We start from the raw sequence: 12,702 nt of genomic DNA on the forward strand, positions 1-12,702 counted from the left end.
AAGGAAGTTCCAGCAATTCACCCAGTTGTACTCTTACTCGTTACCAAGTAAGACGCCCTTGAATCGATTACCGAAGGAGTTGTAAGACACCTTGTGGCATTTGATTCGATTGAGCCAACATTGCTTGTGCTGCTTGAGTAAGAATGTTGTTCTTAGTGAACGACATCATTTCTTTCGCCATATCGACATCTCTGATACGTGACTCAGCTGCAGTCAAGTTTTCAGAAGAAGTGTTAAGGTTATTGATTGTATGCTCTAGACGGTTCTGTGTAGCTCCAAGTTTTGAACGCTCAGAAGATACTTTTGCAAGTGCATCGTCAAGAACTTTCATTGCAACGTTTGCTTGACCTTGGTTTCCAACTTTCAAATCCTGTACACCAAGTGCAGAAGCACCCATATTTTCAATTGAAAGTTGGATACTTTGGTTCGTATTGGCACCGATATGGAATGTTGCTTGTCCATCTGCACGTGCATTTTCTGCTACAGTTGTTTCACTGAAGCTAGAGAGAGCATTTGTAGCAGATGTTCTAACGTCCCCTTTTGAATCAGTGACTGTTATTGTTAGACCATTAACTGCATCTTCAAATCCTGCTGCCGCTGATTTCAGATCTAAACTACCTGCGCCGTAAGTGCCTGACCCTCCAATTGCCGTTACAAGATCACCAAGAGTCTGACCACCAGAAACATTTGCAGTTTTTGTTTCTCCGCCTTGTACATAAGTGATACTAATTGTATCTCCTGCTTTAATTCCAAGTTTATTACCATTTGCATCAGTTAGATCAGCAAGATTTGTACCTGCTGCTAGATCAGCAGTAGTTGTTGTATCTGGGGTACCTGGTACAAAGTTACCAGAACCAACACTACCAGTATCAGCAGTACCAGATATCACGGTTACCGCACCACCAATTGCTTTATTAGTATTTACATTTGCAACAGCTGCATCTACACCTTTACCCATTGAACCATCAAGAAGGTTTTTTGTGTTGAATTGTGTAGTTTGTGAAATACGATCAATTTCTTTTCCTAATTGATCCATTTCTTTTTGGATTTCTCCACGGTCGCCACCAGTATTTGTATCGTTTGCAGACTGTACTGCAAGTTCACGCATACGTTGAAGAATTGAGTGTGTTTCGTTAAGCGCACCCTCAGCCGTTTGAATTAGGGAAATTGAATCTTGTGAGTTTTTTGAAGCCATATCAAGTCCGCGGATTTGACCACGCATTTTTTCAGAGATTGCAAGACCTGCTGCGTCGTCTCCCGCACGGTTGATTTTAAGTCCTGAAGATAGTTTTTCCAAGTTTTTTGAGGCAGCTACGTTGTTTGAACCTAGTTGACGGTGTGTGTTTAATGCTGCGATGTTGTGATTGATAATCATTATTGTTTCCTCCTTGAGTTGTGTTCGGTTCACATCCTTGTGAACCGGATTTTAGTGTTGCTCACGGAGTAAAGGGCCGGCCGAACTCTTTACTGCCGCTTACAATAGTAATATCGGATTGCGTTGTGGGATGTTTAGTGGAATTTGAAAAATTTTGTAGAAATTTATACTTTGTAGCGGAGAGCCAGTCTAACAAGGTGAAAAGGGTACCAGCTACCGCTACAATTCGAAGGGCGTGAATTGTTGCAGTATGCTGGCATCTCGTGGCAGAGGTTAGTTTCTCTTTGTTAATTGTGAAAAGAGTGTATCGTCGAGTGCTGTTGCCTCTGTGTTTGATTCTGAAATGGATAGTACGAGCTCCCCCCGAAGGATGTCGATGGACTTTGGTGCTTCTATGCCAATTCTGACAGTGTCGCCTTTTACTTCGAGTATGCGGATTTCGATGTCATCACCGATTTTAATTGTTTCGTTTGTTTTACGGGAGAGTACGAGCATTGGTTACGCCTTCCCTTCTGCTGAAGTGACTTGGTTACCGATTGGGTGTCGCAAGTTGAATGTGTTGTCATTTAAGATCATTTGTTTTGCTTTTTTTGTTTTGGTTTGGAAGATGAGTGGTGCTTGTAAATTAATTGTTGAAGTTTCGAATGGATTTTTCACAGAGAGAACGCCGAGCACGAAGACATCACTTTCTGTTTTGATATCAAGCAGATCGATTGTCGGCTCGTCGACGTTGATTGAGTAGTCAGTAACAACTGTGTATGGATTCGCGACGATGAAAGCGACATCGGGTGTGTTCGTTGATTGGAGAACTTGAAATATATTGTTATCTTCTATTGAAAGAAGGACAAATTCTTTTTCAGAATCAAAGCCCGGTATTCCTTTTGGGAAGTTCCATGTTTGGTCAGCTTGGATTGCAAGTTCACCGTGGAATTTAGTTTGTATTTTCATTGGATTAGCTCCTTTGTTGGTTGAATGTAAAATTAGCGTATGACATAGTCAGGTGCCTGGCACTGTGGAGATATGCCAGGCAACCGATTTCACTGTATTGGAAGATTATGATGCATTGTGGACACCAGGATACCAGTCATTGACACCATTTGCGCTTTTCAAATTGTGGCAGTGCCTGGTATCCGATAAAAAAGAAAAAACTCATATATCACCATTTCACATCAATCTGAATAGATGCCCACTGTTCCATTTCTCCAGTCACTTTGCCCTGTGTGTAGTTATGGATTGGTTTGTTAATTTGAACGTCATTGATAGCTTTCTGTGGTGTTGCTTGAATATCTGTTGTGCCAGGTGTGATAGACATTTGGATTTGGGAACGATTGCCTATGAATCGGATCCCCATTGGTGCAGGTGGTGGGGTTGCATTTTGTTTAGCTATCGATGCAATCGCGTTGCCGCCGTTTCCGATTTTCACTAGTTGTTGTCCTTCTTGTGCCCGTCTTGCAATGCCCTCCATTGCAGCTTGTTTGCCCATTTGTGCATACTCATTGGTTCGTCTGAAAACACTTTTCATATCGACATCAGCACGCGCTTCGGTTGTGTCGAGTGAGAGTTGCGGTCTAGTTGTTGATATTTCTATAATAGCAGCGGGTTGTTGTTGGGACAGTGTTGCTCTTGGTTGCTGAATTTCTTGGGTCGGTTTTGTGATTTGAAGACCGAGGATACCTTTTGTTGTTTGGATTTGTAATTGTGGAATGTTCACTAATGTCACCTTCTAAAGAAAGCGTTTGGAGGTTGTCCAAACGCTTTCCGGGATTTTATTCAACTTATAGCAGTGCCAGTTGCTACCACAATTTAAAAACCACAAATCGTAGCAGTCACTAAGACCGGACATAAACTGGCACCAGCTTATCCTTGGATTTAACGAAGGAAGTCTACTAGTGATGGCTGGATAATGCGTGCGCCTACTGAGAGTGCTGCATTGTGAATTGCTTCTTGTGTAAGCATTTCGGTGATGACTTTTTCGTAGTCGATGTCTTCGTTTTCCGATTGTTGTTTTTTGGCTGCGCCTTCTTGCATTTCGAGACGGTTGTGCATTAGTTCCGCACGGTTGGAACGTGCGCCAATATCGGCACGGCTCGTGAGTACAGCATCCAATTGTGTTTCGATTTCTTTAATGGCTGCTCCAAAATTATAAGTATCATCAACATTCTCTGAAATCCCTTTAAATACGTCGTCAATCCCTTTAAATAAAGCAGCTGCATTTGCATTAACTTTCAAGTTCACTCCATCAAACACTTCAATCTCAACTGAATTTTCAAATGCAGTTTTATCGGCGGGAGGAGTATCTGTACTTAAGGGGGGGTAGCCAAATTCTCCATGTAGTGGAGTATCTGTCATCGTTCCGCTAAAGATATATTTATCTCCTACTTTTGTATTCGCAAGGTCCTGAATCTGCTCTCGTAATTGATTGAGCTCAATTTTGATTTTATCCCGATCTTCTGGAGTCATTGCACCCGTATTCGCTGCATTCGTAACTAGTTCTTTAGCACGGTGTAATGCTTGTCCTACATTATCCAAGGCATCATCGGAGCTGTCGAGCCAGTTATTCACTTCGCCAAGATTTTTCTGATACTGGGCGACTTTGTCCACTTGCATGCGATAGCCCATGCCTTTCATGACGACGACTGGATCGTCGGATGGACGATTCACTTTTTTTCCAGAAGACAACTGTTCCTGAAGTTTACCCATTTTATTGTAGCTCGATGACAGGTTGCGGAGCATATTATTGGATAGCATTGATTGTGTTATGCGCATTTAATTGGTTCCCCTTTCTTATCTACCTGCAATGCCCATTCCGTTAATGATTTTGTCGAGTGTTTCATCGACAACAGTAATCATTCTTGCGGAAGCGTTATAGGCCTGCTGGAATCTGATCATGTCGGTCATTTCTTCGTCAAGCGAGACTGAACTGATAGAATCCCGACGATTTGAGACAGCACCTAATAGTGTTGCAGTATTGAACGTAAGTTTTACGGCTTGTTGTCCTTCAACACCTAGTTTTCCGACAACGCCTGAGAAATAGGTTTGAATGGTAGATTTACCCAGAAGATCTATCGCTTTAAATTGAACATCTGATAGTTTTTGAGCATTTTTACCATTTCCAACTTCAGGTGTAACTGGATCAGTTTGCTCGGAATCAGATGCAGCGACCTTTTTGGGGTCATCGATTATGATTTGGTTTACGTTGATATTAGCAGCTGTGATAATCCCACCGTCTTTTGCAACGAAAAACTCTTCACCTGTTTTACCTTCCAGATCTGTTCCACCCTTATGCACATCATTGAATTCTTTAGCAAAAGCCTCCGCCATTTTATTCAACTCGGCAATCATGTCAGGATATAGACCTTTTCCATCGGGAGTGCCATTATCATACCCGAATGAGTTGACTAATGACTTCAATTTTCCAGCTATCTGCATATTATCTACAGATATATTTTTTCCAGCTGCCGGACCACCTGTAAATGTGAAGCCTGTCATTGGACCTGTTGGATTTCCTTCAATGTCTGCCCCATCCACGGTGATCTTCGAAAAGTCTTTTCCAGCAACTACTGTAATCGGTTCGCCATTGGTTTTAATCTTCACCGTAACAGTGCCCTCAGCTATGGCCAATGCACGCCCACCTGATTTCTCGTAGCTTGTTTCAATCGGTACATAGGTCGATAGTTCATCCAACAGCATATCCCGCGCGTCATATAAGTCGTTCGGCATATAGCCGTTCGGTTCAATTTCGGAGATCTGGCGGTTAAGATCTCCGATTTGCTCAAGAATGGAATTGATGTCTTTTGACGAGAAGCCGATTTCCTTGCCTAAGTTGGTTTTGATTTCAGTTAGTGATTTGTGCATGTGGTTGAATGAATCTACCACTGCAGATCCATTTTGAACGACCACTGCACGCGCGCCGCCATTTTCCGGATTTGTCGCAAGCCCCTGCAAGGATGACCAGAATTCGCTGAGTGTTTTTTGAAGTCCATATGCAGATGGCTCTGCAAGCACATCTTCCATTTGTGAAATTGCATTAGATCTTGTTTCCCAATAGCCCAACTTGTTGGATTCGCCTCTATATTGCTGATCGACAAAGCCGTCTCGGATACGCTGGATGGAACTAGCTTGCACACCCGTTCCAAGGAATCCTGGCATTGTGCCGGCACTTAGACCGACGCCTGGAAAGCCAGCTGTTGCCTCCATGTTAACACGTTGGCGTGAGTAGCCGAGAGTGTTGGCATTACTGATGTTGTGCCCCGTTGTATAAAGTGCGGTTTGTTGTGTGAATAGGCCGCGTTTGCTTGTTTCGAGTCCCATAAATGTAGACATTATTTTACCCCCTTAGGCATTTGTATCAAAAGTTGTTTGTTTTTTTGATACTTGTCTCCCGTTAATTTCGGTTTTTGAGTAGTTGACTGATTCCGGGCGTGGCCGGACCATGTCCAGCGACAGATTCACGAACTGAAGAGACTGGTAGGTCAGCTTCTGGTTCAAATCATTTTGCCATTTCAGGTCATGAATCGCATGCAGGAGACGGTCCCTCGCCTCCTCAAGGCTTTTCCTGTCCGCTACTGGTACGACGTCGAGTAGGTCGGTGACGGTCGGACTTAGCGACACTGATCGTCCTTGATCAGTTAAATATCGGGATACGGTAAGTTGTCTTTGGGTATCCATTTGTACAATGGCAGCCAAATGAGCCTGTTCGTCTTTCAGCAGCTGGTCGAGTTTATCCATGTCCCCGTTCTTGATGAGCCCGGTCTTGTCGTATGCGAGCCTTAGCAGACTTCTATGAAGTTTTTCAAGGCTGTCGAGTGACGCCAGGATGATCGTTATAGACATGTTTTTTCCTACTTTCATAGCAATCGTTTTTTACGGTTTGAAGTACTTGGTCAAATTGGAAGCAAGCTGTTCAGGATTGACTTCGTACGTTCCCGCTTTGACCTGCGCTTTCAATTCTTGGACGCGTTCATTTCTTGCTACAGTAAATGACGACATTTCCGAAAGTTGTTTTGCTTCGGATGAAATTTCGAGTTTATCTGTTTTCATTTTTGCTTTTAGCTCTGTTTGTTCCGCTTTCAGCTGATTGGCTTTGTACGGGTTAATGGCTGGGAGTGTAAACTTTTCGATTTTCATCAAGGTCTCGCTCCTTTCGTTAGTAGCTTATGCTATATGTTTTATCTTACTCTTTATTTCGGCATAAATTCATAAACGTTTAGGGCCTTTCGAACGAAAAAACCGGTCAGTTCAAAACTGCCGATTTCTCCATTACTTCCGATTACGCTCCGCGTGGTAGGTTGCTTTGTCATTTGCATCGATTGTACCTCTGAATTCGAGTGCTGCTTCAAACGTTTTAAGGTCATTTTTAATGTCCGCTGTACAACCAACACATAATTTCCCTACATTCGTCAGCTTGCCGCAATTATCACACGGGTAACCGAGATTCGGAAATAATGCGGGCTGAAGTCGTCCTTTTCGCACCCATTGGTGAAGAAGTGTTTCTGTTACGCCCGTCACTTCAACAATCCGCTCGATTGTCGCCGCTCGATTTTCACGTCGTCTCAAGAAACGAAATACTTCCTCATACATTTTTTCTTCATTCGCGCCGCACTTTCCACAAACTTCTCGTATACCTGTATAGTTGAAAATCGTGCCGCATGAAGGGCAATCTCGTAATTCAGCCATCTAGTCCATCTCCAATCGTTTCATCGTTCGGCACGGATAAGCGTCACCGTTTCGACACGTGTAGCACCTGCCTCTTTTAAGACGGTCGCCGCATGACGGAGCGTTGTGCCGGTCGTGTAAATATCATCAATTACTATATAAGTACCTGGTTGTACTGTCGTTCCAGGTTTAAGTGTGAATAAGGGCGCCATCGCAAGACGCTCAGCTTTCGATTTTTCCCCCATCACGTCAGTACCTGTTTTTTCGAGCAGGTGTGTAAACGGGATGCCTGCACTTTTCAATAGTTCATCAACATGGGCGAATGTCCGAACAATCTTTTTCTCCGGATGCATCGGGATTGGAACGATTGTAGCGTTTCCTTTTAAGAGGGTACGCAGTTCATTCGCGAAGACGCTTGCTAGTGCGACATCTTGGAGAAATTTGAACTGATGAAGGTATTCACGCATCGCTTCGTTATATTTATAGAGCGACGTCAGCCGGTCCAGAAAAGGTTCTTCTTCTTTTATGTCGGCACGTTGGAACTTTTTTGAACAGTCTTGGCAAATTTCTGTTTGTTGTTCGAGTGCAAGTAGTGCTTTCCAGGACGGTTTTTCTGCAATCGGCGTTTCACAGAGCAGGCAACTGTTCATGTGCGGACACTTCCTTTATTCAACTGAATGATTTCGTTCTTCGCTTCGTCCATTGCATAGGTGATGCCGTGATGAAAGAGGACGAAATCACCTGATGGATGTTGCGCGGAACGCCCGACACGGCCGCCAATTTGGATAAGTGCGCCTTTGTTGAATATTAGCTGTTCTGCCCCGACAACGGCGACTTGGACATTCGGGATTGTTATGCCGCGTTCTAAAATTGTAGTCGTTAGAAGGCCAGGCACTTCTTTATCACGCAGTGCTTGGACGTGCTGTTTTCGGTCTGGGTGCGAGGCATGGACCGCGTGAATACGTGCGTTTAGCTGTTGGAATAATGGTTCTGCTTGTTCCATGAGTCCAATGTGATGGAAAAAAATGAGGAACGGTTCTTGCCTGTTTAGTCGCTCTGCTGTCCAGTTGGCGAGCTTGTTGGGTAGTTTTCCTTTTTGGATCTGTTTCGTGTAATTCCATAATGTCTCACTCCGCGGAACGGGTAATGGGTGTCCGTGGTAGCGGCGGTCGATCGTTGACACTTGTCCTGTTCGTTTGATGTCTGCTAGGAGTTTATCTGATGGTGTGGCCGTGACGAAATGGATGGGTGCTCCGAGTTTCGCTGCTTTTCGGACCGCTCGTCTCAATGTTTCCTCAGCTGTATAGGGAAAGGCATCCGCTTCATCGACAAATATAGCATCGAAAGCATGACGGAATCGGTATAACTGATGGGTCGTTGCGAGAATGAGTTGGGGTGCGGATTCTGTTGTTGACTTCGAGCCGCCGTATAACGCTTCGATTGCAGTTTGCGGAAATGCTGCGCGCAGGCGTGGTTCGAGTTCAAGAATTACGTCGACGCGGGGTGCTGCGATGCAAACGCGGTTACCTGCTATCAGCAGTTTGTGGATCGGTTCGAACAGGATTTCTGTTTTTCCAGAACCACAGACGGCGTGAATGAGATGCGGGATACGTTTTGTATTACTTAGTGTTAGTTCGTCAGATGCTTGCTGTTGGCGCGTTGTCAGTGTTCCTTGCCAAGCGATGATGTGGTCTGTCGGATAGGTCGGTGGTTCTGCGTTCCAGATGATGAGTTCCGTGCATGTTGAGACACGCCCCATTTTTAGGCAATGCCTACAATAGGTGCAAGGTCCTTCACATTTTGTGCAGTCGAACGTTGTGAAGCGTGCTTTTGTTTCGTTTTCACATCGGTTGCAGATGTGCCGTGTTTGATTGGCAAATACTTTGGTTGATTTGATGCCTTGAATGGTTTTGATAAACTCAGAATCGATGTGTGCGTCGATTGTTTCAGTTGGAAAAGGGGTGTGCGAGCGAAGCCAAATACGACCAGCCAGGAAATCCCTGACTGACGGATCGAATGTAATGGTCATTTGCAACACCTCCAATGCGTTCCTTTTATAGCGTTCTTCGTTTCACCCAACCTAGTCCCATTGATGCTTCCCCAAGATGTGTGCCGATGACGGGTCCAAAGTGGCTGATGGTGAATTTGACGTCTGGCCACTGTGCTGAAAGTGCCGCGTGCCATACTTCGGCATCTTCTGGTCGGTTGGCATGAATGATTGCCGCCTCGAGTGGCATTTTCGCTGCGTCCTCTGCTAGCATGTCCACAATCCGTTTCATCGCTTTTTTACGTGTGCGTATTTTTTCATACGGGACGATTACTTTATCCTGAAAGTGGAGGATTGGCTTCACTTGAAGAAGTCCGCCAATCAGCGCTTGTGCAGCGGAAAGTCTACCGCCCCGTTGCAGATGCGTGAGGTCGTCCACCATGAAATAAGCGCGCATGGTCTTTTTCATTTCATCTAGCTCAGCCATGATTACGTCTGGTGTCGCTCCTTCTTTGGCAAGTTCTGCCGCGCGGAGTACGTAAAATCCTTGTAAATAACAGGAGATTTCGGAGTCAAATGTGGCTACTTCGATGCCTTCCACCATCTTGCCGGCTTGTTGAGCACCTGCATATGTGCCGCTAATACCACTCGATAGATGGATGGAAATGACTGCGTCATATGTGTCTTTTAACGACTCGAACAGTTCAATGAATTTGCCGATTGGCGGCTGTGAGGTCTTTGGTAGCGGTCCATCTCCACGTACTTTATCGTAAAAGTCGGTTGAACGAATATCAATTTCTTCATCATAAATAATGCCGTTAAGTGTAACTGCTAGTGGAATCATATGAATATCCAATTCTTCCATTAAAGCTGCTGGTAAATATGCCGTGCTATCCGTAACAATTGCTGTTTTCAATGTCAGATCAGCTCCTACCCCCATTCTACCTAATTTGAGGTGAAATGGGAATGTGAAAGTGTGAGTGGTGGGAATGAAGTGCGTATATATATATGTAATTCCATTGAATCCACTTTGGCGCTCGGGGATGCCTCCCGCCCTAAGCCAGTTGAGGTATCCTTTAATCTATATGGAATAGCCTCTTGGCATTAACTGTATAAATTCTTCAAAGAACGCAGAAATTATACAAACCGAACTCTCCGTTGTTCGGTTGGCTACCCCTTTTAATGCGCCTTCGCTCAGTTTATATGGTATTCAATTGTTCAATATATGCATTTAAGAGGTTGCGGGCCGTGTGGAACTACTAAGATGCCACCAACAAAAAAAGTAACCACCTTCTCCCTGCCAGGATTGTAGGTGGTTACTCTTTAAGCTAAACATCTGTTGCGGCGTTTGCTACAGCATAGTCAATCCCCCCACCTTTCGTACACTTAAATCAGGGAGTTGTATTCGAATACTGCAAACTTTGTGTCCAACGATGTGCTTCTAACGTACATTTGCTCAATTCTGCTTGTGTTATTCCCATTTCCGTGATCAATTGCTCGATACGTTGCCAGTCAAAGCGCTCAACGGCTTCAGCAAGTTGAAGATACGGCGTGATTTCTGTCTGCTCCCCTTTTACTGTAAGTGCTACTTCGTCAGATAACGGAATGAGTTGCAAGATCGCATCCCAGTCACGCTTCATGATGACGTCAATCAGTGAAAACATGCCTGCAAAGAAAAATTCTTCGGGGTTTTCCTTGCCGTCATGTTTCGCGAGGAGTTCGCACATTTTTGCTCGTGTCAGCGAGTAATCAGCAAGCGCTTGTGTGCGGCCATTCCCTGGTCCTTCCCCTATCTCACGCAACGCAAGGACTTGTACCCACCTTTTCGTTTCACGCAGTCCAATAAGAACGATCGCTTGTTTGATGGAACTAATCCGTTTCGGAGCTCCAAATGCAAGGGTGTTAATCAGCCTCAGCAATTTATAGGACAGTGAAATGTCGTGCATGATAAGCTCTGTTATTTCATCTATATTCGGCGGCTCAGTATGAAGCCGCTCGATTATTTGAAAATGAAGACTGACGTTCGAAGGGATTTCGATTCCAGTGACAATTTCCGGTTTGGAGAAGAAATAACCTTGAAACAATTTGTAGCCTGATTCTTTTGCCGCCTTGAATTGTTCTTCCGTTTCAACTTTTTCGGCAAGCATTATGATAGCGGGATACTGTTTAATGTATTTCTCAATTTCTAATCGCTCGGTTAGTGTCGTATTTAAGTAATCGACTTTTATGAAATCGACAATTTTGAACAATTCACTATGTATACTATATTGTTCCTGAAGGATAAAATCATCTAATGCAATCTTGAAACCTGTTTCTTTCAACAGCCGCAATTTAGTTAGGAGTGAGGGGGTAATCTCAACGTTTTCCAAAACTTCGATGACGACTTGTTCAGGATCAAGGCTTGCAAAAATATCTTGAGCAAGTAATTCGCCTGTAAAATTGATGAATGACAAGCTATTCCCCGCTACTTTCTCGATTCCTATTGTTAGGAATGTATTAACGAGTAGGCCAATTGTCGCTTGTTCAGGGTTCACATTCGGGAAAAAGTTTTTATGGCTGTTTCTATATAGCAGTTCATAACCATAGATGTCGCCATTTTGGTCCAATATCGGCTGTCTGCCAACGAATATATTTGTATCGTTCATATAATTCACTCCATTTCTTGTAGTATAGCAAAAAACGACTTGTTTACCACTACAATTACAAAAAAGCACTATATATGTTGAAATACAGAATCCTAATGATTCGGCTATGACGCAAGGGGGTGCCTTCGCTCAGTTTTAAATAGGTTTCCATTTGTTCAACATGGATCAATTAAAATAGCAACACACCATGAATAATGGTATGTTTTAGTTATCAACAGGTTTTATTCAAGGGGGATTTTAAAATGGAAGCAATCCATTATGAACAAAAGGGGAATCTCGCTTTCGTGACGCTCAATCGTCCGGGAGCAATGAATGCATTTAACTACGATATGTTGGTTGAGCTGGGGCAGATTACAGAGTCAATACGCATCAATCCTGATATCCGGGTTGTCATTTTCACAGGGGCCGGTGATCGTGCCTTTAGCGTTGGGGCAGATCTAAAGGAACGAAAAACACTTACAGACCTGCAAGTGAAGAGGAATCTTTACAAAATTGGTGAAGTGTTCTCTGCAATTGAGAACTTGCCACAACCAACGATTGCAATGATGAACGGTTTTGCATTCGGGGGTGGAATGGAACTTGCGCTGGCTTGCGATTTCCGAATTGCGGCCGATACTGCACTTATGGGGTTGACTGAAACTGGACTTGCTATTATTCCAGGAGCGGGTGGAACGCAGCGTCTTCCAAGGTTAATTGGCGAAGCGAAAGCGCTTGAACTTATTTTGACAGCACGCAGAATGACGGCGACCGAAGCGCTTAGCTATGGTGTCCTCACGAAGATTGCTACACCGGAAAATCTTGTTCAGGAGACAGCCGACTTTGCAGATTCAATCCTTGCGAATGGACCAATTGCCTTGCAACAGGCGAAATTCGCGATTAAACACGGTATGAATGTGGACTTGCAGACCGGACTTGCGATTGAACGGAAAGCGTATGAACTTACGATTCCGACTGAAGACCGCATTGAAGCATTAAATGCTTTTTCGGAAAAGCGGAAGCCTGTTTTTAAAGGGAAATAGGTTAGTCAAAAGGAGAAGGCT

The 12,702-nt window shown here is 44.1% G+C and carries 14 protein-coding genes; 1 reads left to right on the plus strand and 13 read right to left on the minus strand.

Annotated features, from left to right (window positions below; genetic code table 11):
• Positions 1–67: 67 nt before the first annotated feature.
• The 13 genes from H7992_RS18895 to H7992_RS18955 all read right to left on the minus strand — a co-directional run bounded on the left by H7992_RS18895 (position 68) and on the right by H7992_RS18955 (position 11,662).
• A complete protein-coding gene (locus tag H7992_RS18895; protein ID WP_187045576.1) occupies positions 68–1,375 on the minus strand; it encodes a flagellin N-terminal helical domain-containing protein in 1,308 nt (435 codons plus the stop codon).
• 273 nt (positions 1,376–1,648) lie between these two features.
• Positions 1,649–1,870, minus strand: coding sequence for a carbon storage regulator CsrA (gene csrA, locus H7992_RS18900; protein ID WP_187045577.1), 222 nt, complete (start codon positions 1,868–1,870; stop codon positions 1,649–1,651).
• A 3-nt stretch (positions 1,871–1,873) separates the two neighbouring features.
• A complete protein-coding gene (fliW, locus tag H7992_RS18905; RefSeq protein ID WP_187045578.1) occupies positions 1,874–2,323 on the minus strand; it encodes a flagellar assembly protein FliW in 450 nt (149 codons plus the stop codon).
• Positions 2,324–2,531: 208 nt separating this feature from the next.
• Positions 2,532–3,086, minus strand: a complete 555-nt coding sequence (locus H7992_RS18910; protein ID WP_187045579.1) for a DUF6470 family protein — start codon at positions 3,084–3,086, stop codon at positions 2,532–2,534.
• A 158-nt stretch (positions 3,087–3,244) separates the two neighbouring features.
• Entirely contained in the window at positions 3,245–4,141 is an 897-nt protein-coding gene (gene flgL, locus H7992_RS18915) for a flagellar hook-associated protein FlgL (RefSeq protein ID WP_187045580.1), read from the minus strand.
• Positions 4,142–4,159: 18 nt separating this feature from the next.
• Positions 4,160–5,698, minus strand: coding sequence for a flagellar hook-associated protein FlgK (gene flgK / locus H7992_RS18920; RefSeq protein ID WP_370569907.1), 1,539 nt, complete (start codon positions 5,696–5,698; stop codon positions 4,160–4,162).
• A 12-nt stretch (positions 5,699–5,710) separates the two neighbouring features.
• Positions 5,711–6,208 carry a flagellar protein FlgN gene (locus H7992_RS18925; protein ID WP_187045581.1) on the minus strand — a complete coding sequence of 166 codons (498 nt, stop codon included), beginning with the start codon at positions 6,206–6,208 and terminating at the stop codon, positions 5,711–5,713.
• Between the two features lie 30 nt (positions 6,209–6,238).
• The gene (gene flgM / locus H7992_RS18930) at positions 6,239–6,502 is read right to left on the minus strand and encodes a flagellar biosynthesis anti-sigma factor FlgM (protein ID WP_187045582.1); all 264 of its coding nucleotides are present in this window, start codon (positions 6,500–6,502) and stop codon (positions 6,239–6,241) included.
• 132 nt (positions 6,503–6,634) lie between these two features.
• Complete coding sequence (locus H7992_RS18935; protein WP_187045583.1) at positions 6,635–7,051, minus strand: TIGR03826 family flagellar region protein; 417 nt, start codon at positions 7,049–7,051, stop codon at positions 6,635–6,637.
• Between the two features lie 20 nt (positions 7,052–7,071).
• Positions 7,072–7,680 (minus strand): ComF family protein, encoded by a 609-nt coding sequence (locus H7992_RS18940; protein ID WP_187045584.1) that lies wholly within the window; start codon positions 7,678–7,680, stop codon positions 7,072–7,074.
• Positions 7,677–9,059 (minus strand): ATP-dependent helicase ComFA, encoded by a 1,383-nt coding sequence (locus tag H7992_RS18945; protein WP_187045585.1) that lies wholly within the window; start codon positions 9,057–9,059, stop codon positions 7,677–7,679. Before H7992_RS18945 ends, H7992_RS18940 begins: the two co-directional genes overlap by 4 nt.
• 25 nt (positions 9,060–9,084) lie before the next feature.
• The gene (locus tag H7992_RS18950) at positions 9,085–9,933 is read right to left on the minus strand and encodes a DegV family protein (protein ID WP_187045586.1); all 849 of its coding nucleotides are present in this window, start codon (positions 9,931–9,933) and stop codon (positions 9,085–9,087) included.
• A 475-nt stretch (positions 9,934–10,408) separates the two neighbouring features.
• Positions 10,409–11,662, minus strand: coding sequence for an EAL and HDOD domain-containing protein (locus H7992_RS18955; protein WP_187045587.1), 1,254 nt, complete (start codon positions 11,660–11,662; stop codon positions 10,409–10,411).
• A gap of 242 nt (positions 11,663–11,904) precedes the next feature.
• On the opposite strand from H7992_RS18955, the gene H7992_RS18960 reads away from it, so the two are divergent.
• On the plus strand, positions 11,905–12,681 hold the full coding sequence (locus tag H7992_RS18960; protein WP_187045588.1) for an enoyl-CoA hydratase-related protein: 777 nt from the start codon (positions 11,905–11,907) through the stop codon (positions 12,679–12,681).
• Positions 12,682–12,702: the final 21 nt, after the last annotated feature.

The sequence above is a fragment of the Sporosarcina sp. resist genome (assembly GCF_014302295.1).
Taxonomy (GTDB): Bacteria; Bacillota; Bacilli; order Bacillales_A; family Planococcaceae; genus Sporosarcina; species Sporosarcina psychrophila.

Bases quoted from the DNA above. Each gene is read 5' to 3' on its own strand.
- csrA (WP_187045577.1), bottom strand. From the start codon at position 1,870: ATGCTCGTACTCTCCCGTAAAACAAACGAAACAATTAAAATCGGTGAT.
- flgL (WP_187045580.1), bottom strand. From the start codon at position 4,141: ATGCGCATAACACAATCAATGCTATCCAATAATATGCTCCGCAACCTG.
- H7992_RS18955 (WP_187045587.1), bottom strand. From the start codon at position 11,662: ATGAACGATACAAATATATTCGTTGGCAGACAGCCGATATTGGACCAA.
- fliW (WP_187045578.1), bottom strand. From the start codon at position 2,323: ATGAAAATACAAACTAAATTCCACGGTGAACTTGCAATCCAAGCTGAC.
- H7992_RS18940 (WP_187045584.1), bottom strand. From the start codon at position 7,680: ATGAACAGTTGCCTGCTCTGTGAAACGCCGATTGCAGAAAAACCGTCC.
- H7992_RS18960 (WP_187045588.1), top strand. From the start codon at position 11,905: ATGGAAGCAATCCATTATGAACAAAAGGGGAATCTCGCTTTCGTGACG.
- H7992_RS18935 (WP_187045583.1), bottom strand. From the start codon at position 7,051: ATGGCTGAATTACGAGATTGCCCTTCATGCGGCACGATTTTCAACTAT.
- H7992_RS18925 (WP_187045581.1), bottom strand. From the start codon at position 6,208: ATGTCTATAACGATCATCCTGGCGTCACTCGACAGCCTTGAAAAACTT.
- H7992_RS18945 (WP_187045585.1), bottom strand. From the start codon at position 9,059: ATGACCATTACATTCGATCCGTCAGTCAGGGATTTCCTGGCTGGTCGT.
- flgM (WP_187045582.1), bottom strand. From the start codon at position 6,502: ATGAAAATCGAAAAGTTTACACTCCCAGCCATTAACCCGTACAAAGCC.
- flgK (WP_370569907.1), bottom strand. From the start codon at position 5,698: ATGTCTACATTTATGGGACTCGAAACAAGCAAACGCGGCCTATTCACA.
- H7992_RS18895 (WP_187045576.1), bottom strand. From the start codon at position 1,375: ATGATTATCAATCACAACATCGCAGCATTAAACACACACCGTCAACTA.